Genomic DNA, 19385 nt, shown 5'->3' with positions numbered 1-19385 from the left:
GCGCGCGCCCCGCTCAGGCGAAACTCATCGCCAGGCTGCCCATCAGCAGCCCCCAGCCATCGACCAGCACGAACAGCAGCAGCTTGAACGGCAGCGAGATGATCGTTGGCGAAAGCATCATCATGCCGAGGCTCATCAAAACGCTCGCCACCACCAGGTCGATCACCAGGAAAGGCAGGAACAGCATGAAACCGATCTGGAAGGCGGTCTCCAGTTCGCTGGTCACGAAGGCGGGCAGCAGGATCGAGAAGGGAATGTCATCGGGACTGGCAAAGGCGCCGGTCCCTGCAATATCGGCGAACATCACGAGGTTGGCCTCGCGCGTCTGGGCGATCATGAAGGCATGGAAAGCCTCGCCCGCCGCCGCGATCGCATCGTCTGCGGACATCGCGCCCGCCGAATAGGGCTCGATCGCGAGGGAGTTCACCGCATCGATTGTCGGTGCCATGACGAACAGCGACAGGAACAGCGACAGCCCGACCAGCACCTGGGTCGGAGGCGATCCTTGCAGCCCCAGCGCCTGGCGCAGTATCGAAAGCACCACGAGAATGCGCAGGAAGCTGGTCATCATCAGCACGATCGCGGGCAGGATCGTGAGCAGGCTCATCACCAGCAACAGCTGGATCGAGAAGCTCAGCGTCGAGTCCTCGCCCGCGCCGCTTTCGCCGAAAGCGCGTTCGATCGCGCTGCCGACGCCGGGGGCGATGCCCGGCGCATCGGCAACGGCGTTGGCCGCCATCGCCGCGTCGGGCAGGGCAAACATGGTTAACGCTGCAAGCCCTGCGAATGCGCCGGCAGGATATCGAACGGTCTGCATCAGACCAGTTCCGTCTCGGCAAGATCGGGCCGCGCCTCGGCCTCGCCAAGACGCACCAGCCCGGCGCGCGAACAGCCGATCAGGATCTCGCGCCCGTGAAAGCGAACGACTGCAAGCTTGAGCCCGGGAGCGACGAGGCTGGTCTCGACCAGTTCGACCGCCCTGCCATGCGCGCCGCCATGGCCGGCAAGCCGCGACTGGAGAAGGCGCGTCAGCTTGAGGCTCGCCCAGATCATCACCGCGAGCAACGGCAGAAGCAGCGCGAGGCGCAGGACATATTCGGTCATCACGGCGCGCCTGCCCCTTCGGCGCTGTCAGCGGGTTTGCCAGCGGGCGCATCGGACCCGCTTGATCCCGGTGCCAGGTCATCGCCCGCAAGGCTCACGATCCGCAGCGCGAAACGCCCGTCCTGCGCGATCACCTCGCCATGGGCGATGACCTTGCCATTGGCAGTGACGTCGAGCAGCTCGTCGGTCAGCCGGTCGAGCGTGACCACGCTGCCCTCTTCGAGCGCAAGCACCTGCTTGAGCGGCAATTGCGTGCGCCCCAGTTCGACCGAAATGCGCACGGTCACCTGGCCGAAGCGGTGCAAGGCGGGATTGAAGGCGTTCATGGGTGGATCTCGTCATTGCGCGGCGCGGTGGGAGCGGTGGAGGCTTGCTGCTGCTGTCGCGTATCGGGCGGCGCCTGGTTTGCGCCCGCGTGATCGGCGCCGCGGTTCTCGCCTGCGAGCGGAACCCGCGTGAGACGAAGCGCCATGCGGTTCTCAAGAGTGCCGATGGTCCCGTGGCCGAGCACGAGCTCGCCCAGGCGCAGCGGCAATTCGCGTGGCATTGCGAGCGGGATCTCGTCGCCCGGAGCCAGCTTTTCGAGCCGGTCGAGCGAGATTTCGTGTTCGCCCAGCACCGCTTCGAGCGCGAGCGGCAGGACGGCGAAAGCCGAATGCGCGCCGGTGCGCGCCGGGCGGGCCGATGCGCGCGTCGGCGCGGCCATGCCGGGCAGGAAAGTGTCGAGCTTCTTGTCGGCGACCGCGAGAAGGACCTGCCACGAGGCCTCGCCCATCGCGATCTCGACCGGGAAGAGAGCGACCTCGGCATCGGGCGCGAACGGTTTGAGCCGCGCGGCGCTCTCGCTGCGCAAGAGGACATCGCCGCGCGCATCGCCGGGCGCGGTATTGGCCGTCACCGGGTTCGACTGGGCGATGACCTGCGCGATCATACCGGCGCATTGCTCGACCAGCATGGCCGCCGATCGCGGCATCTGTTCGGGCGGCGAATCGGGCATCGCCCCGCTGCCTCCGAACGATGCATCGGTGAGCGCGATCGCGGTCGCGGGATCGAGCGAGAACAGCATGGTCTGGTCGCTTGCGCCGCAGCGCAGCAGGGCATTGCAGGCCACCGGACCGATCTTTTCGAACACCGCGGCGCCCTTGACGGTTTCCGGGACCGCGACGCTCACCTTGAGCTTGCCGCCGGTGAAGACCTGGGCGAATTCCTGTGCCAGCTCGCTGCCGAGATCGCGGCACCACGAGGCGATCGCCTCGCCGCGTTCCTCGGGCCGCGGCCCCGACCGCAGGAGCTCTGCGCAATGGGCCGCGAGCGGGCGTGCATCGGCGAATTCGCCGGTGAGGCCGGGTGACATGTTCACTGGACCAGGAACCCCTTGAAATGCACCGCGTCGATCCCGCCAAAGCCTTCCTGCTGCTCGAGCACTTCGTTGACTGCCGCGGTCAGCCTCTCGGTGAGCTGCTGCTTGCCTTCGACCGAATAGACATCGCTTTCCGAGGTCGCGGCCAGCTGGACCAGGATCGCCGAACGGATTGCAAGCTCGTGGCTCTGCACCCAGTTGAGAACGCGCCCGTCATGCTGGGTCGAGACCGCCAGATCGACCTGGATCAATCCCGGCGAATCGGCGAGATTGGCGGTGAAGCTCTCGCCGAAGCCGTAATAGGCGGTGCGGTATTCGCTGCCGCCCTCGCCATAGACGACCGCTCCGTCTTCGCTGGCCGAGCTTTCGGGCAGCGGATAGGGTTCGGCATCGCCCTTGCGCACCAGTTCAGGCAGGTCAGGCCCGCTATCGCTTTCGCCCCCGAACAACCCGGCGGCATAGGCGCCATAGGCGCCTCCTGCTCCGGTCCCGAGCAGGACCACGGCGAAGATCAGCATCTTCATGAAGCCGCCCAGTGGCTTTGTCTCCGCATCCTTGTCGTCAGCCGCTTTGGCCATGGCGTGGTGCCTCCTTCAATCGCGCGTCTTTCAGGCAAAGACTCCGCCGCCTCGCGGTGTGCGCCCGCCGGTATCGTCCCGGTCATGGCCACCGCTGGCGCTCTGTTCCTCGTCTCGCGATCCGTCTTGCTCCCGGTATGGTTGCGACGAAGCTTGCCCCGACCCCGGGGAAGACCCGTAGCGGCCTTCGGACATCGCCCCGCCGCCCTGGCCTGCGAAATTGCCCGAGCCTGTCGATTGCTGCTGGGTCGAACTCTGGCTGCCTGCCCCGTCACTGCCGCGCTGTGTGCCAGCAGAACCCGGCTCGCTCGCGGCGACGACTGCGCGGTTTTCGAGCGCTGCGTGAACCGCGGGAACGAAAGCGGGATCGCGATTGGTGATAACGGCGCGCAAGTCATTGCCCGCATTGTCCATTCTCAGATTGATCGCTCCGAATTCGCGATGCCGCAATGTGAGCTCCGAACGCCCCGCACGGCCAGCCTCGCGGGCCTCGACTAGCCGGTCGATGGCCTCGCCCAGCGGCGTGGATCCCCGCAGATCGCCAGACGTCTCGCCGATGCTGGGCTGGGCGGCACCGGTCGTCGCGATGCCGGGCGCGCTCGCCGCGATAGCTGGCGCTGCGGGCGGCGGTGCGGCGGAAGCATGTGCTTGCGAAGAAGGCGCATTGGTCGCCTGCGGCGCGGATGCGGTGTGCAGGTCCCCTGCAAGCCGGGCAGGCGCAGCGCTGGCTGTCTCGCTGGCATTCTTCGCCGGCCCTGTGGCAGCCTGCTCGGGCCGGATCGGACCGAATTCGGTCTCGCCGCGCCGCTCTGCGCGCTCATGCAGAGGGCCGGGTCCGCGGGGGTCCGGCGCGATCGCGCCGCGATCAAGGCGCTGAGTCCCGGCAAGGTTGCGATCAAGCGTCAGGCGGTCGGGTGTGGGAGTTTCGCCCCCGTCTTGCCTTGCGGTCGTCACCTGCGGAGCGGACGGCGCTGCGGGAGCCGCCATTGCCGCTGTCGTAGCGCTGGACAGCCCGGCCCGGTTTACCGCCGAGCCCGCTGCTGAAAATTCGGTTGGAGTCGCCGCAGGGCCTTCAATGCGTGATTCGCGTGCGGTGGCCGACGCGCCCTCAGGCATTGCGCGTTCCGACACGGGCGCTTGGGTGCGGTGACCAGAAGCCGCATGATCCGCTGCGAGCGCCTTGGCCGAGGGCTGGCGAAATTCGGGCGAGACCTCTGAAGCAGTGGTGGGCACTTTGACCGGAGAACCCTTGCCAAAATCGCCGGATTGCGCGGCGATGCGGCCGTCAGAGAATTCGGGTCGCAGAGCGCCGCGTTCTATCGTGGCACGCTGCGAGATGTCGCCGTCAGCCGACTTGAGTGCGGAAGCGGGTGCGGTCGCAGTCGCGGGCGCAGCAGCGGTATGCCGTCGCGCCTCCGCCCGCCTATCGCTCGGGCTTTGGTCATCGTGATGGCTGCGCGCGTCAATCCCGTTATCTGCGAGCGCCCGCACCTCTCGCACCCGCGAAGGGGCGGCAGAGGCCTGCATTGCGAAACTTGCCTCCGCGCGGGCCTCGGCGCGGCCGGTCGGCTCGGCACTGCGTGCGGCACCCTGTGCCGCGTTCGGAACCGCGCCGCGCCGGTCCCGTGGTTCGACATGCGTCTCGCCCCGACCGGGCAGTGTGCCCGACCTCGCGGGAGGCCTTTCGCCTCGTGCCGAACCATCAATGGCCCCGCGCTCGGAAGCGTCGGTGCGCGTCAGGGAAGCTGCATTCGGGGGTATTTCACCGACGCCCGGCCTGCGCGGCCCAGCGAGCGGTTGCCGCATCGGGGCCGAAGCCTCGCCGGCCGACCGAACCGCCGCCGCCAACCGGCGCGGCTCTCTACCTTCAGCGGGGACCGGAATACGTGCCGCTCTTTCCTCGCTTGCGCCCAGGCGCGGTTGCGGGTCGAGACCGGCTGCGCGCGGTGTCACAGCCTGCGTGGGTGCGGCGCGCGCTTCGGGTTCGATGCGGGTGTCGCCGCGCGCAAGGCGGTCAGCTGATCGTGGCACAGCGCGCGCGGGCTGCAGGGCTTCGTCAAGCCTTCCGGAGGGGATGACGGTCGCTGCGGCCGTTGCCGCGCCCCGCGTCGCATCGCTGCTATCGGGGACGTTTTCACCCTCGCGACCTATGCCACCTTGCGCAACAATGCCACGAGGTTCGACCTGCGGCGGCAAGGCGGTGCCGGTTGGCGGCAGTCCGGTGCCGGGAAGGGTGTCGGTCACCGTGTCAAGGGCGGGATGCGCTTCTCGTGCGGCCAAGGCCAGTCGCGAAACCGACGAGCCGGAGAACGTGGGCCCCGGCAGAGTGATGTCCCGCGCCTCTGCCGTCGGCGCCTCGGAGGCAGGGTCAATGACCTCCGACGCTCCTGCTATGAACCCGCCAGACCCTGAGGCAAGGCCCCTATCGCCCCGCTGCCCTTCGAGAATTGCCGGAAACCCGCCACCGCTTGCTTGCGCACCGGGAGCGATGGCCGAACTGGGCTCGGACTGGAATGCGGGCAGGTCTAGGAGCAGGTTGATCACGTGAGGCGGTCCTTTCGTCTGGTCCGGCCGAGGCGGGGCGCCGGAGGGGGCATGGGGTCTGAACCCCGCGCTGCAACTTGCGTGCCAAGCCGCCCTGCGCACCGCATCGCATCGCCTCGCGGCAGGCGCTATCGGCGGGCCTTGCGCGGCGGGACCGCCGGAGCCGATTCCGCAATCTTGCGTTCGGCCTCGGCCCGGCGGGCCTTGCGCGCCTGGCTGTCGCGCTTCTCCAACCGATCCGCACGGGTCTGTGCGGCTGCCAGCGTATCGACATGCCAGCGGGTCTGGTCGATCGCGTCGCGTCGTGCGGCCTCAGCGTCCTCGGCAATCGCGCCGAGCGAGCCGAGAAAGCGGGACTGGCTGCGCAGGTCTTCGCCATCTTGCGCTTCGCGGCGGCGCGAATAGGCGCGGATCATCTCCGCGCTGCGTTCGGCGAGGCTGGCGCTGTTTTCTTCCTTGACGATCGCATCGGCGAGCGCGGCCATGGCCTCCCGGCGGGCGATCCGTGCGAGCACGAGCTGGCGCCCGACGAGGCTCTCGCGCCGGCGCCCGCGCGCGGTCATTGCGCCGGGCCCGCTTCGGCCAGCGCCCGCATCGCCGCGAGGCTGGCATCGAGCGCCGCGAGAGCGCTGCGCGGTTGGCGCAGGAACGCATCGATCGCGCTCGATTGTTCGAGCGCGCGGTCGAGCACCGGATCCGATCCGGCGCGATAGGCCCCCATCATCACGAGGTCGCGATTGTCCTCTCGCGAGGCGATCAGCGCGCGCAGGCTCCGCGCCGCTTCGGCTGTTTCGGCCGGCACGATATCGTCCATCACACGGCTGAGCGAGGCGGGAATGTCGATCGCGGGATAATGGCCGCGCTGGGCGAGCTCGCGCGACAGCACGAGGTGCCCGTCAAGGATCGCGCGCGCGGTATCGACCACCGGATCATTGGTGTCATCGCCATCGGCAAGCACGGTGTAGAGCCCGGTGATCGCCCCGCCGCTCTGCGCCGAATTGCCCGCACGCTCGACCAGCCGGGTGATAGCCGCCAGCGCCGATGGGGGATAGCCGCGGGCTGCGCCCGGCTCGCCCAGCACCAGCGCCAGTTCGCGCGCGGCATGGGCTACCCGGGTCAGGCTGTCGAGGACCAGCAGGACGCGCTTGCCCTTGCTGCGGAAATGTTCGGCGATCGCGGTCGCATGTTGCGCCGCGCGCAGCCTAAGATTGGGCGCGTGATCGGCAGGAACAGCGACCACCACCATCCGCCCGCGCCGCGCGCCGACCATGTGGCGAGCGACGAAATCGGACACTTCGCGCGCCCGCTCGCCGACCAGCGCGACAACCGTGATGTCGGCTTCGGCATGGCCGGCGATCATGTCGAGCAGAACCGATTTGCCGACTCCCGAACCGGCGATCACACCGACCCGCTGGCCGACCCCCATGGTCGCCAACGCATTGATGGCGCGCACGCCGCAATCAAAGGGTTCGCGCACGCCCGCGCGTTCGAGCGCCGCCTCGCGCCTGCCGCCAAGCGGCCAGTCATCCTGGCAATCGGGAGCCGGCCCGCCATCAATCGCCCGGCCGAGCGCATCGACCGCGCGGCCTAGAAGCGCTTGACCGACCCGCACCGTGCCGGGCGATCCCAGCGCGCGCACCTGCGCATTGGGCCGCAGCAACTGGGTGTCTCCCAGGAGCATCATCAGCGAGTGGCCGGCGCGAAACCCGATCACCTCGGCGAGCGCCTCGTCGCCCTCGCCGCTCGCGATGGCTCCGAGCGAGCCGATCGGCAAAGCGAGCCCCGCGACCTCTATCAGCCCGCCGTCGCAGGACACCACCCGGCCGGTCGAAACCGGGCCGCTGGCGACCGGGGCGGCGCGAAAGCGCGCCAGCTCGAGCTGCAATTCGGCCAGCACGCGCGCCTACCCGGCTATCGCAGCGGCGATAGCGCGGCGCCATTCGGCCGGACCGTCGCTGACCGCCCCGTCAGCGCCTTCGAACCGCAGCGCGCCGCGCTCGATGGTCTCGTCGGGCACGACCCGCCAGCTTTCGGTGAGCGCGCTGTCGAGCTGGTCAAGATCGGCCGGGTGGAGATGCAGTGCGCACTTTGCCGCGCCCTCGCCGAGCCGCGCGGCAGCGGCCTTGCAGCGTTTCTCAAGCGCGGCGGGTTCGGGTTTGTAATCGGTGATGACTTCGCCGCACAGCGCGGTAACGGTCGCGGCAAGCTCCGCTGCAAGGCTGTCCATCGCTGCCTGGTCGAGCGTGTTGAAATTGAGCCGCAGCCGCCGCTGGCGTTCGAGCGCGTCGCGCAGTTCGGCCTCGGCAAGCGCCTGGCCTTCGGCCCTGCCACGCTCGAATGCCGCTATCAGCGGGTCCACTTCCCTGTCGTCTGTGGCCGAATCTGCGGGGCCAGCAGGCAGTGTGTCGGTTTCCGCGCTCGCTTCGAGTGCACGATCTTCGCCGGACGGTCCCATGCTGGCGACAGGCACTTCGCTCGTGCGCGCTGGAAAGCCCTCGACGAAGCTGGAGGCGGCCTGCATCTGCGCGACCCAGCCGGGCGCATCGCCTTTGCCGTCCTCTCCCTCGCCGCTCGCGCCGCCTTGCAGCGCCGCGACCCAGTCCGCGCCCGAGCTGCGCCGATCAGACGAATTCGCCATCGTCGCCCCCGATCACGATCTCGCCCTGGTCGGCGAGCGAGCGCGCGACTTCGACGACCTTGCGCTGGGCGGCATTGACCTCGGCACGCGCCAAGCGGCCGCGGATCTCGATCTCGTCCCTGATCCCATCGGCCGCACGGCTCGACATCGCCGCGAAGAACGGCTGGCGCTTGCCTTCGGGCAGGCCCTTGAGCGCATCGACCAGCGCCTCGTTGTCGACATCGCGCAGCAGCCGCCCCATCGCCATCGCATCGAGTTCGAGAAGCATTTCGAAGGTGAACAATTCTTCCTCGATGCTCTCGGCCAGCGGACCGTCGCGCTGGGCGATCGCGGGAAGCACGCTGGCGCGCAGGTCGCCCGCGGCAAGATTGATGAGATTGGCCGCCTCGCGCGGGCCGCCGAGCGTCAGCGCATTGGCGCCGAAGCTCGCTCCGATCCGCTGCGAGAGCAGGCGATCGATCATTTCCACTGCCTGCTGCGAGACCGGGCCGATGCGCGCAATGCGTTCGACCACCAGCGGCTGGACCGCTTCGGGCAGCGCCGAGAGCACTTCGGCAGCGGGTTCCGGATCGAGCATCAACAGCAGCGCGGCGATCACCTGCGGGTGTTCGTCATCGACCAACCGGAGCAGCACGGCCGGCGCAAGCCAGCGCGCCATCTCGATCGAGCGCGGCCCGGCATCGGGCTCGATCCGCATCATCATGCTCTCGGCCTTGGTCGGACCCAGCGAACGTTCGAGCAGCGCGCGCACTTGCGCCCCGCGGTCGCTCGCCGCGAGCACCTCGCGTGTGCTTTCCTCGACGAAATCCTCGATTGCCTCGGCGATTGCGGGCGCATCGATCTCGCCCAGCTGGCACATTGCGCCGCCGATGCGCTCCAATTCGTCGGGGCCGAGCCGCGAGAGCAGGCCGGCGGCCTCCTCGTCGCTCAGCATCATCAGGAAGACCGCGGCGCGATCGACCCTGTTGAGATGCGTGACCGGAGTCGCGGGAACCGGCGCGTCGGTTTCGCCCGCGGCGGCGCTGTCGGGCTGAATTTCCTCGTTCATCGACCAGTCGCTCCCTCGGGCATTTCGAGCATCCGCTTGAGAGCTTCGACCGCGCGGTCGGGCTGGGCGGCGGCGAAGCGGCGTGCGAGTTCGACCTTTTGCGGGATCGCGCTGTCATTGTCGCCGGAACCGGGGAGAGCCGATCCGGACCCGGCGCCAGCCAAGGCGATCGCGGGCTGCGCCTCGCCGTTTTCGATCATCACCGCGGCCTCCTCGCTGTTGCTGTCGCTGTCCGCCGCGATTTCCTCGTCGCTATCCTTGCCCTTTCTCGCTTTCTTCGCCTTTTTCGTTCCGGCATCGGCCGGTGACCGCATCCGTGCGATCAGCGGCCGCACTGCTAGCAGCAGCACCAGCACCACCGCGATCAGCGCCGCGCCGTAACGCAGGACATCGGAAAACCACTTGGCCTCGTAAAAGGCGATTGGTGCGGCGTCGGTCGCATCGAACGCGCTGACCACGACTTCGACCTGGTCGCCGCGCGCCTCGCTTGCACCGACCGCGGCGAGCACGAGACTGCGCAATTGCTCGGAAGTGAGCGGGGCGGCGGCTTCGAGCGCGGCGTCGCTGACCGCGACCGCGACCGAGAGCTTGACCAGGCCGCCAGGCCGCGTGCTGGTGACCGCGACCTCGCGGCCGAGTTCGTATTGGCGCTGGCTCATGCTTTCGCGGTCGCTCGCCTGTGGCTGGGCAGCATCCCCGGCGTCTTGCGCGCCGTCGCCGGCTTGCGCGCCGGGCGGGCCATCGACCAGCTCGGCATCGGGAGGCGGCGTGTTGGCCGCGACCCCGGGCACCCCGCCCGTGCCGCGCGCGGCAAGCCGGGTGGAAAGCCGTTCGCTTTCGGAGCGGACCGCGCCCTCGCTGTCATAGCTTTCGCGCGCCGAGGTTATTTCCGACTGGTCGAGTTCGACCTGCACCTGGCTGGAGAAATTGCCTTCGCCCAGAAGCGGGATCAGCAGAGCGGTGACTTGCCCGCGCAGCTTGGATTCGAACTCGCGCTGAAGCACGAGGCGATCGAGCGTCCCGTCGCGTTCGGAAGTCAGCAACCGCCCGTTCTGGTCAACCACACGCACCGTGTCGGCAGTCATTCCCGGGACCGATCCGGAAACGAGATTGACGATCGCCTCGACCTGGCGCTGGCTGAGCGAGCGTCCGCTGACCAGCCGCACCATCACGCTCGCGCTGGGCGGGCTGCTCGAGCGCACGAAGACCGAGCGTTCAGGCGTTGCGAGGTGGACGCGCACGCTCTCGATCCCGTCGATTTCGCGGATTGTCAGCATCAATTCGCGTTCGCGCGCGAGCCGCAGGCGTTCGCCTTCGAGCGTACGGCTCGAACCCAGGGGGATGGCATCGAGCATCTCGCTCGCCCCCTGCGGAGCGGCAAGCCCGGCATCGCTGGCGACCATCATGCGCGCGCGATAGACATCGCCTTCCGACACCGTCAGCGCGCCGGTGGCATTGTCGATTGTATAGCCGATCCCGGAGCGTTCGAGCGTTTCGACCACCTTGGCCCGCTCGCCATCCGTAAGCCCCGAATAGAGCGTGCGCTGCGGCCCGTCGGCGATCGCGAGATAGAGTGCGGCGAGCACGCTGACCACGCCGAGCGCGACGAGCCCGGGCAAGGCGCGGCGCATGGCAGGCTCCGCTGCAAATTTGCGCAGCCGCGTGCGCCAGTCTTCGTTCACAGTGAGAAGCGTGGTCGCGGCGGTATCAACCGCCACGGGGACCTGGGGTTCTGCCATCTATCAGCTCCCCATCCGCATGATGTCTTGATAGGCCGACAGCAGCTTGTTGCGCACCTGCAAGGTTGCCTCGAAGGCGACCCCGGCTTCCTGGCGCGCGATCATCACCTTGGCGATATCGGTGACCTCGCCGCGTTCATAGGCAGCCTGCATCTCGCTCGATCGGTTCTGGACCGCGCTGACATTTTCGAGCGCGCCGGTCAGCGCCTCGGCAAATCCGCCAGCCTGCTGCGGCGCCGATGGCGCTGTCGGGGTGGCGGTGACCGACGGCGCACTGCCGCTGGCCTCGCGCACGTCGCGCAAGGCCTGGCTGCGCGACAGGACTTCCGATCGCAGCGCCATGATCTCGCCGATCCCGCCGGACATGCCGCCGGTCGGTCCGACCGCGCTCACGACCCGGATCCTTCGGCGAGCAGGCCGGATTCGCGCATCGAGGCGAGCCGGTAGCGCAGGGTGCGCTCGGAAATGCCAAGGCTGCGCGCGGTCCGGGCGCGGTGACCGCCATGGCGGTCAAGCGTTGCAAGGATCGCTTCGGCCTCGGACTGGAAAGCGACATCGGAAAGCGAGCGCGGACCGGCCCCCTGGCGTGCTGGCCGATCGGGTTGCGGTGAACGCGTGGCTTGGCCTTGTGCGGTGTCGGCACCAGCCACCCGGTCATCGCCGATGCGGCTCACGCTGGAATCGAACACGATATGCTCGCTCGACAGGCAGGCCTCGCCGCTGGCGAGCAGGATCGCGCGGCGGATGACGTTTTCAAGCTCGCGGACATTGCCCGGCCATGGATGCGCTTCGAGCGCATCGAGTGCGGGCTGCGAAATCCAGCTCGGAGCGCCCTTGTCGCAGCCGTGGCGCAGCAGCATGGCGAAGGCCAACGGGGCGATATCGCCAGGCCGCGCGCGCAGGGCGGGCAAGGCCATGGGAAAGACATTCAATCGATAGAGCAGGTCCTCGCGAAAACGCCCGGCAGCGACTTCGTGCGAAAGCGTGCGATTGGTCGCCGCGACGACGCGGACATCGACCGCGACAGGCCGGGTCGCACCAAGCGGAAGCACTTCGCCCTCTTGCAGGGCGCGCAGCAATTTCGCCTGGAGCGCAATCGGCAACTCGCCAATCTCGTCGAGCAGCAGCGTGCCCTTGTCGGCGGCGCGGAACAGCCCCTCGCGTGCTTCGCCAGCGCCGGTGAATGCGCCCTTGCGGTGCCCGAACAACAGTCCTTCGAGCATGGCTTCGGGCATGGCCGCACAATTGACCGCGACAAAGGGGCCGTCGCGGCGCGCGCTCATCCGGTGGACGAACCGCGCCAGCACTTCCTTGCCTGTCCCGGTCGGCCCTTCGAGGAGGACCGGGATCTCGCTTGCCGCGATCCGTTCGGCCAGCGTCAGCAGGGCAAGGCTTTCATTGTCTCCTGCCACCGGCCAGCCGCCATCGCCGGTGCTCGCGATTAGCGCCGATTGTGCCGCGCCGAGCGTCTTGGCGTTGTAGGCGATGGTCAGCCGCGACCCGCCGCTGCGGGTCAGCGAGGGCCGCTCGGCATGGGCAACATTGATTGCCAGCGCGTTGCGCTCGCTCGCCTGGCGCGCTTCGAAAGCGCCGTCATAGCCCATCAGGATGCGCCCGCGCTGCCAGCTTTGCGCAAGCAGCGGCAGGGTTTGATCGACCAGCGCGGCATGCGGATGCGCGGTATGCGAATGCGCGGTATGCGAATGCGCGGCACGCGCTTGCCGGGAGGCGGCAGGCTTGCCCCTGCCAGCCTTTTCGTCGGCTGTTGCCGATGGGCGCGGGGTGGAAGGCTGGGGGATGGGGCTGTGGTGCACGATAGGGTTTTTCCGACTGATGGCTTGTGTCGGAAAGAAATTGCCGCCCGGGCGGACAAGATATGGGAAATTTAAGCACCCGTAGGAGCCCTGAGGAAAACTGCGTGACACGCGCGCACAAGGCAGCGCCGGGCTTGGCGCGATCCCGATTCTGCGGTGCGAGGGCGCACGGCATCCGCATGCCTGCCCCCGGGATGAAGGCGGAAGTCTTTCGCTGCACGACGCCGGCCTGGCCGCGACGGGTTTTGAAAGGACGCGCGAAGGCGGTGTGCAAGTGGGCGGCGCGACATGGCCCCTTAAAGATCGGCGGTGATGGTCGCTCTAAGCTTCAGCAGGTGCGGCTCACCGTCGCGACTGTTCTGACCACCGACACGACCACACGGGAGTTTCACAATGTCCGTAATCAACACCAATATCGCCGCGCTTCGTGCCGCGAATGCCAGCACCAATGCCAGCAACATGCTCGGCGATGCGATGGAACGCCTTTCGACCGGCCAGCGCATCAACTCCGCCGCCGACGATGCCGCAGGGCTTTCGATCGCCACCGGGTTCACCTCGGAAATTCGCGCGCTCAACCAGGGTATCCGCAACGCCAATGACGGCATCGCGCTCGCTCAGACCGCCGAAGGTGCGCTCGACGAGGTGACCAACATGCTCCAGCGCGTCCGCGAACTCGCGGTCCAGTCGAGCACCGGCACCTATGACAGCGCCTCGCGCGGCTTCATGGACCAGGAAGTCGACGAGCTGCGTGCGCAGATCGACGACATCTTCGACAACACCCAGTTCAACGGCGTGACGCTGTTCAGCACGACCAGCGGGACCGATGTCACCGTCGATATCGCGATCGATGCCGGCCGCACGGTCACCCTGACCAGCAATGCTATCGACGGCACCAACCTGACCGCCGCCGGTCTCGACGTGAACAGCGCCAGCGCCGCTGCGACCACGATCACCAATGTCGATAACCTGCTGAGCTCGGTCAACACCACGCGCTCTTCGCTGGGTGCGGGGCAGAACCGGCTCGATTCGGCAATCAACAACCTGACCACCACCTCGACCAATCTCGCCGATGCACGCTCGCGAATCGAGGATGCCGACTTTGCCGCCGAGACGACCGCGCTCGCCAAGGCGCAGATCCTCGGCCAGGCTTCGACGGCGATGCTCTCGCAGGCCAACCAGTCGCAGCAGAACGTCCTGTCGCTGCTGCGGTAAGACACGGCGCGCCGCTCTCCCCAACGGGGTGGCAGGGAAGCCCGGGGCCATATGGCTCCGGGCTTCTTTTATTTGAAGGCCAAACCGGGGAGGAAGACGCCTGGCGGCGGCGATCAGGCAATCACGATGCCTGGCGGTCCTGCCAGTCGATGACTTCGAGATAATTGCGCAGGCGATTTTCCTCGAGCCGCGCGATCAGCTGGTTGGCGTGATAGGGAAGCAGGAATTCGGCGATCGCGGTCGCCCATGGTGCGCTCGCATCGAAGACGATACCCAGCCCCAGCACCGCGGGCACGTGAACGTAATAGAGCGGGCGCGCATCGGTATCGGCTTCTTTCAGGAAATCCTCGACCGCGGTGAGCACGCCATTGCGCGGCCCGCCAGCTTCGAGCGCCACCGCGAACTGGCCCATGCCGCGAAGGCCGCGCCCCGGAAGGACCCCGTCCTCGCCCAGCCGGACCCCGTGATCGTAGCTGAAGGGATGGCGCCAATCGCCCGGCACGCGTTCGGGCGCATAATAGAAATCGCGCCGGGCACAGGGCCAGGACACGTCGTGGAGAAAGGCGAGCAGCGGGCGGTCGGCTGCCTGCTGCAAGGCATCGATCCGGGTGAGCTCGTTATAGACGGTGTAATAATTGTGATCGCCATCGACGAACCAGGCGTCGGCAGGCTGCACCTCGTCGAGCACGTCGAGGCTGGGCCGGGCGACATGATGGACCTGGGGCAATTGCGCGGCCCAGTCGGCAAAACCTTCGGCAGGTTCGGGATCGATGCAGGTCAGCGACCCTTCATTGCGGCCCGCGCGCTCGGCGAGCAGCTTGCTCATGCCTCCGAATTCGCTGCCGATCTCGGCAATGTCGCGCGCGCCGGCCTCGTCCAGGCAGGGCAGGATCAGCCCGGCAAATTCGGACATCGAGTGGATCAACAATTCGCTCATGCTGCGGCATCTTTCGGCTGGGGGGTCATGGCAGGCCCGCGCGCGGTGTGCCGCGTTCGGCGGCGCAGGGGACGGAAGGTGAATTCGATCAGCTGGATGGCCCCGGAATCGGTCTGGGCTGGCGGATTGACCAGCACGAAAGCCGCCGGATCGGTGCATTCGACCAGGCTGTCCGCATGGATGCGCGCCCCGTCTATGCGCGGCGAAAGCGCTGTCGGCACCGCGGCATCGCCCAAATCGCCCCTAGAAGGATCGATGGAGCTGGCGGTGACGCCGGCGATCTCGAGCCACTCGAAAACCGACCCGACCTGAAGGGCGACAGCGCTGGTGCCGCGGGGCACGGCAAGCCGGGCTGCGTAATAGCCCTCATGAGTGGGCTGGGCGTGGACCTGGCTGCGGATGCCGTCGCCTGAATCGAGAAAGATCGCGGGCAGCGCGATCCGCTCGTTGGTCCCGTCGGCGCGCGACAAGGCGAGGCCGAAGCGTTTCTGGACCAGCAGCGACAACCGCGTGTCGATCGATTCCCCGGCAAGTTCGGCGGGCAGGAACATGCGATCGGAACCTTTCATGTAGAACAGGCCGCGGCGCCGCATCGCCTCGCGCGCATGGTCGGGGTCGAACAGCGCGACCATGCGATCGCTTCCAAGGTTCACGTCGTGTTCGAAGCTCTTGAGCACGGCAAGCTCATCGGGGGCTGGCAGGAACATGAAGCGCATCAGTGCGCCCAAGGCCGCCTCGCGCCAGTCTTCTGTCGCCCCTCCTGTCGGCTCGGCGCGGATGATCGCCCCCTCGTGCGCGGCCTCGGCAAAACGCACCACGCCTTTCTGCACGCTTTCGCGCACCGCGCTCTGCGATCCCTTGACCGAAGCCGGTTTGCGCAAGGGTTCCCCGCACTCGTCGAAATCGGTCACCGATCCCAGCGCGCAGGTGGCAAGCTGTTCGATCACCGCGACATTGCCGCACAGGGCTTCGAGCAATTCGCCGTCATGGTGGCGCGCATCGATCAGCCCCTTCTTGTCGAACCCGCTCGCGGTCATTTCGCGCAGCAGCAGGTAGCGCCCGGCGACATGGCAATCGAAGGCCTGCGACAAGAGCGTGTCGACGCGGTCCTGCGCGGTGCCGTTATAGCCCAGATCGACCAGCATCAGCGTGTCGCCCGGCAGCGGGTCGACGGCCTTGCGGACATGCGCGATCAGCCGTTCGGCACGCCCGCGCGCGCGGCGGGCGATGACCTTCTGGCGCTGCCCCTTGCGCAGTTCGGCGTGCAAGGCATGGCTTGCCGCAATCCTTTCCTCGTCGGTTTCCGGCTTGCCGAGGAGGCTTTCGATCTCGTCTTCCTCGAAAAGCATCTGGCGCGCGAGCGTCGCCGGGTTGAGCCCCAATTCGAGCGCGAGGTGATCCTTCACCGCGTGCGCATTGGTGAGCGATGCGGCGATCGCGACGAAGCGGCTGATTTCCACCCGCGCGGTGCTCTGTTCCGCGCCTCCAGCCTCGTGGACGAGCTGCGGCAGGTGCCCGTCGCGCAGCATGAACAGCCAGTGCACGCGCCCTCCGCGCGCCGCCTCGATCGCTGCGGCCTCGGCGCGCAGCCATTGATCGAAGCCGTAGAATACAGGACCCAGCGCCGTGAGCCCGAGCGAACGCGTGGCATCGCCGATCTGCGGCTCCTCGCAGGCGAGAACGGCGCGTTGCGGCATCGCGCCTGCCCCTGCGCCGCCCGCACCGCGCGCCAGCTGCTGGCAGGCGCGCTCGAAGCGCATACGCTGGGAGGCAGCCTTGCCGAACTGGTCGAGATGAAGCGCGGCGATACCGAGCGCGCGGGCGCTGTCATGGTCGGCCTTGCGGTTGTCGCCGATATGCAGGATCGCATCGGCTCCGCATTTCATCGCCTTGGCGACCTTGGCCAGAAGACCCTGCGATTTCGAAATCCCCGCATCGCTTGATGCGAACACCCGGTCGATCAGCCCCGCGACCTCGTCCCCTGCGGCCCCGGCGATCAGCGCACGAAGCTCGGCGGCGGACAGATAGGTGTCGGAAACGATCACGATCTCGAGCCCGCGCCGCTTTGCCTCGCGCATCAAGGCGACCGTGGGGGCAAAGGCGAAACAGGCGCGCGCCTCCTGCGCCAGTTCCGCCGCGATCGCGGCGCGGCGCTCGGCCTCGCCGGCATTGGGCATGGCCTGGGTATAGATTTCGCCGAGATTGACTTCGCAGCGCCGGTGCATCGTCGCGGCCGCCTTGCGGGCATTGCGTTCCGCCACGATGCGCTGGCCGCTTGAGAGCTGATCGAGCGAGGCGAACACGTCGGCGGGCGCGTGGCAATCGCGCCACAGGAGCGTATCGAAACAGTCGAGCGAAAGCACTTTCACTCCGGCCGGCGCGCGGTCGAGCGCTTCGGGCAATTGATGCGGGCTGATGGTGTCGGTCATGGCATGGCTCCCCTCTGGTGCAGGCGGGGACCAGCGCTAGGACCTTATGGTTTACGGGGCCGCAGCAGTTGCCTGCGCGCTTTCCCCTAGCGAGGCGGGCTGGCGCACGGCGAGGTCCGAGCCGCGGTCCGTTGCTCTGCGCTCAGCCGCTTCCTCGCGGACGCTTGCCTCGCGCCGCGCGCGCGACGGCGCCTCGGTCTGGGCGCGAGCGGTGGTGGCGGCGGGCAGCGGGCGTCCGCGGCCAGCAGATTGCCCGTTCCCTTCGAGAAGCAACAGCGAGATCCGGCGGTTGCGCGGATCGGCCCGGTCGCCTGCGATCAGCGGTTCGGTGTCGGCGACCCCCTCGATCCGGGCGAAGCGTTCTGCCGGGATGCCGCCGACGATGAGCTGCTGGCGGGTCGCCTCGGCCCGGCCGGCGCTGAGCGACCAGTTATTGGCGGTGACCCCGTCGCGCCAGGGCAGCGAATCGGTGTGACCGCGCAGGATCAGCGGACTGGGTTCGTCAGCCAGGGTGCTCCCGATCACATCGAGCAGGCTGCGCGCATCCTCGGTCAGGATCGTCGTGCCGAGAGCGAACATCGAGAAATCGGCATCGTCGACAAGGTCGATGCGAATGCCGTCGGGCGCGCGCATCACCCTGACCTGGCGCGCCAGCCGCGACAGTTCGCGGCGTTCGGCGAGCTTCTCGTTGATCGCCTGCTGAAGCTCGCGCATCCGCTCGCTCTCCGCCTCGCCCCTGCCGCCGCCTTCGACCGGTCCGCCCTGCGCACCGCGCGGGATCGTGATCGAGCGCGTGCCGGTCTGCCCCGCGGCGTGGGGGTAATTGTCGGCATCGGTCAGCGAGCTGCCGCCCAGCACCCCGTTGGCAGAGCCCGCGCTCTCGGCGCGGGTCTTGACCAGGGTCGGGGTGAAATAGTCGGCGATCCCCTTGCGCTGGTTCTCCTCGGTCGCGCCGAGCAGCCACAAAAGCAGGAAGAAGGCCATCATCGCGGTGACGAAATCGGCATAGGCAACCTTCCAGGCGCCGCCATGATGGCCGCCGCCCTCGATCGTCACCTTCTTGACGATGATCGGTGCGGGCAGCTCTACCGCGGGATCGGCTTCGGCCACGTCACTTGCCCCGCATCTGGTCCATGAGCTCGGTCAGCTTGGGCCGGTGCGCCGGCGGCAGGCCCGAACGCGCCGCTTCGAGCACCATGGGCTGCGGATAGCCGTGCAGGCTGGCGATGATCACCTGCTTGATCGAGTGGAATATCTGCTGGTCGTGCTCGTTCGCTTGCTTGAGCCGGTTGGCCATGGGACCGGCAAAGCCATAGGCGAGCAGCACGCCAAGAAACGTGCCCACCAGCGCCCCGCCGATCATCTTGCCCAGGATCGCGGGCGGCTGGTCGATCGCGCCCATGGTCTTGACGATGCCGAGCACCGCGGCGACGATTCCGAGAGCGGGAAAGCTGTCGGCGAGCGTCTGGATCGCGTGCTGCGGTTCGTCCATTTCGTGGATCTGGGTCTTGATCGCATTGTCGATCACGTCCTCGACCGCATGGGTGTCGAGCGTGCCGGAGGAAACCACCATCAGGGTCAGCGGATCGCAGATCATGTTGACCACTGCGGGGTCTTTCTGGAGCTTTGGATATTCGCCGAAGATTGCCGAACTGTCGGGGTCGGTGACATGGCTTTCGAGCGCAACCGGGCCTTCGGAGCGCATGGTCTTCATCAGCTTGCTGGTCAGGGCGATCGCGTCGATATGGTCCTCGTCGCTAAATTTGGGTCCCTTGAAGACCTTGCCGAACCCGCCTCCGAGCAACTTCACCTCGTGCATCGAATTGCCGATCAGGATCGAGCCGATCGCGGCCCCGCCAATCATCATCATCTCAAGCGGAAGCGCAGCGAGGATCGGTCCCATCGAACCGCCCGCGAGCATGTAGCCGCCAAACACCATGACGATCAGGACAACGATGCCGATTATCGCGAACATGGGCCTT

Annotated in this window: 18 protein-coding genes; 1 reads left to right on the top strand and 17 read right to left on the bottom strand. The window is 67.7% G+C overall.

Features of this window, described 5'->3' with window-relative positions; all coding sequences use genetic code 11:
- Window positions 1-13: 13 nt before the first annotated feature.
- From fliP to ACKTSM_RS03350, 13 genes are all read right to left on the bottom strand, one after another.
- A complete protein-coding gene (gene fliP / locus ACKTSM_RS03410; protein WP_407875736.1) occupies window positions 14-817 on the bottom strand; it encodes a flagellar type III secretion system pore protein FliP in 804 nt (267 codons plus the stop codon).
- A complete protein-coding gene (locus tag ACKTSM_RS03405; RefSeq protein WP_407875735.1) occupies window positions 817-1104 on the bottom strand; it encodes a flagellar biogenesis protein in 288 nt (95 codons plus the stop codon). Before ACKTSM_RS03405 ends, fliP begins: the two co-directional genes overlap by 1 nt.
- Window positions 1104-1430, bottom strand: coding sequence for a FliM/FliN family flagellar motor switch protein (locus tag ACKTSM_RS03400; protein WP_407875734.1), 327 nt, complete (start codon window positions 1428-1430; stop codon window positions 1104-1106). Before ACKTSM_RS03400 ends, ACKTSM_RS03405 begins: the two co-directional genes overlap by 1 nt.
- Window positions 1427-2458: a FliM/FliN family flagellar motor switch protein gene (locus ACKTSM_RS03395; RefSeq protein WP_407876411.1), complete on the bottom strand. Its 1032-nt coding sequence runs from the start codon at window positions 2456-2458 to the stop codon at window positions 1427-1429. The genes ACKTSM_RS03400 and ACKTSM_RS03395 overlap by 4 nt, the downstream gene beginning before the upstream one ends.
- 2 nt (window positions 2459-2460) lie before the next feature.
- Window positions 2461-3042, bottom strand: coding sequence for a flagellar basal body-associated protein FliL (fliL, locus tag ACKTSM_RS03390; RefSeq protein WP_407875733.1), 582 nt, complete (start codon window positions 3040-3042; stop codon window positions 2461-2463).
- 30 nt (window positions 3043-3072) lie between these two features.
- Complete coding sequence (locus tag ACKTSM_RS03385; RefSeq protein ID WP_407875732.1) at window positions 3073-4029, bottom strand: hypothetical protein; 957 nt, start codon at window positions 4027-4029, stop codon at window positions 3073-3075.
- 1685 nt (window positions 4030-5714) lie between these two features.
- Window positions 5715-6149, bottom strand: a complete 435-nt coding sequence (locus ACKTSM_RS03380) for a hypothetical protein (RefSeq protein ID WP_407875731.1) — start codon at window positions 6147-6149, stop codon at window positions 5715-5717.
- Window positions 6146-7483 (bottom strand): FliI/YscN family ATPase, encoded by a 1338-nt coding sequence (locus tag ACKTSM_RS03375; RefSeq protein WP_407875730.1) that lies wholly within the window; start codon window positions 7481-7483, stop codon window positions 6146-6148. The genes ACKTSM_RS03380 and ACKTSM_RS03375 overlap by 4 nt, the downstream gene beginning before the upstream one ends.
- 6 nt (window positions 7484-7489) lie before the next feature.
- Window positions 7490-8224: a FliH/SctL family protein gene (locus tag ACKTSM_RS03370; RefSeq protein ID WP_407875729.1), complete on the bottom strand. Its 735-nt coding sequence runs from the start codon at window positions 8222-8224 to the stop codon at window positions 7490-7492.
- Window positions 8208-9272, bottom strand: a complete 1065-nt coding sequence (locus ACKTSM_RS03365; RefSeq protein ID WP_407875728.1) for a flagellar motor switch protein FliG — start codon at window positions 9270-9272, stop codon at window positions 8208-8210. The genes ACKTSM_RS03370 and ACKTSM_RS03365 overlap by 17 nt, the downstream gene beginning before the upstream one ends.
- Window positions 9269-11011: a flagellar basal-body MS-ring/collar protein FliF gene (fliF, locus tag ACKTSM_RS03360; RefSeq protein ID WP_407875727.1), complete on the bottom strand. Its 1743-nt coding sequence runs from the start codon at window positions 11009-11011 to the stop codon at window positions 9269-9271. The genes ACKTSM_RS03365 and fliF overlap by 4 nt, the downstream gene beginning before the upstream one ends.
- 3 nt (window positions 11012-11014) lie before the next feature.
- A complete protein-coding gene (fliE, locus tag ACKTSM_RS03355) occupies window positions 11015-11404 on the bottom strand; it encodes a flagellar hook-basal body complex protein FliE (protein ID WP_407875726.1) in 390 nt (129 codons plus the stop codon).
- Window positions 11401-12825 carry a sigma 54-interacting transcriptional regulator gene (locus ACKTSM_RS03350; protein WP_407875725.1) on the bottom strand — a complete coding sequence of 475 codons (1425 nt, stop codon included), beginning with the start codon at window positions 12823-12825 and terminating at the stop codon, window positions 11401-11403. The genes fliE and ACKTSM_RS03350 overlap by 4 nt, the downstream gene beginning before the upstream one ends.
- A gap of 393 nt (window positions 12826-13218) precedes the next feature.
- Between ACKTSM_RS03350 and ACKTSM_RS03345 the strand changes: the two genes are divergently transcribed.
- Window positions 13219-14037, top strand: coding sequence for a flagellin (locus ACKTSM_RS03345; protein ID WP_407875724.1), 819 nt, complete (start codon window positions 13219-13221; stop codon window positions 14035-14037).
- A gap of 121 nt (window positions 14038-14158) precedes the next feature.
- Here the strand turns inward: ACKTSM_RS03345 and ACKTSM_RS03340 are convergent, their stop codons facing one another.
- The 4 genes from ACKTSM_RS03340 to motA are packed head-to-tail and all read right to left on the bottom strand — an operon-like array spanning window position 14159 to window position 19378.
- Window positions 14159-14974: a class I SAM-dependent methyltransferase gene (locus tag ACKTSM_RS03340; RefSeq protein ID WP_407875723.1), complete on the bottom strand. Its 816-nt coding sequence runs from the start codon at window positions 14972-14974 to the stop codon at window positions 14159-14161.
- Window positions 14971-17403: an HAD family hydrolase gene (locus ACKTSM_RS03335; protein ID WP_407875722.1), complete on the bottom strand. Its 2433-nt coding sequence runs from the start codon at window positions 17401-17403 to the stop codon at window positions 14971-14973. Before ACKTSM_RS03335 ends, ACKTSM_RS03340 begins: the two co-directional genes overlap by 4 nt.
- A 51-nt stretch (window positions 17404-17454) precedes the next feature.
- Window positions 17455-18513 carry a flagellar motor protein MotB gene (locus ACKTSM_RS03330; protein ID WP_407875721.1) on the bottom strand — a complete coding sequence of 353 codons (1059 nt, stop codon included), beginning with the start codon at window positions 18511-18513 and terminating at the stop codon, window positions 17455-17457.
- A gap of 1 nt (window position 18514) precedes the next feature.
- Window positions 18515-19378 (bottom strand): flagellar motor stator protein MotA, encoded by an 864-nt coding sequence (gene motA, locus ACKTSM_RS03325; RefSeq protein ID WP_407875720.1) that lies wholly within the window; start codon window positions 19376-19378, stop codon window positions 18515-18517.
- Window positions 19379-19385: the final 7 nt, after the last annotated feature.

The sequence above is a fragment of the Qipengyuania nanhaisediminis genome, from assembly GCF_045862805.1.
Taxonomy (GTDB): domain Bacteria; phylum Pseudomonadota; class Alphaproteobacteria; order Sphingomonadales; family Sphingomonadaceae; genus Erythrobacter; species Erythrobacter nanhaisediminis_A.
The sequence above is the reverse complement of the archived record's forward strand: the minus strand, read 5'-3'. Positions and strand labels throughout refer to the sequence as shown.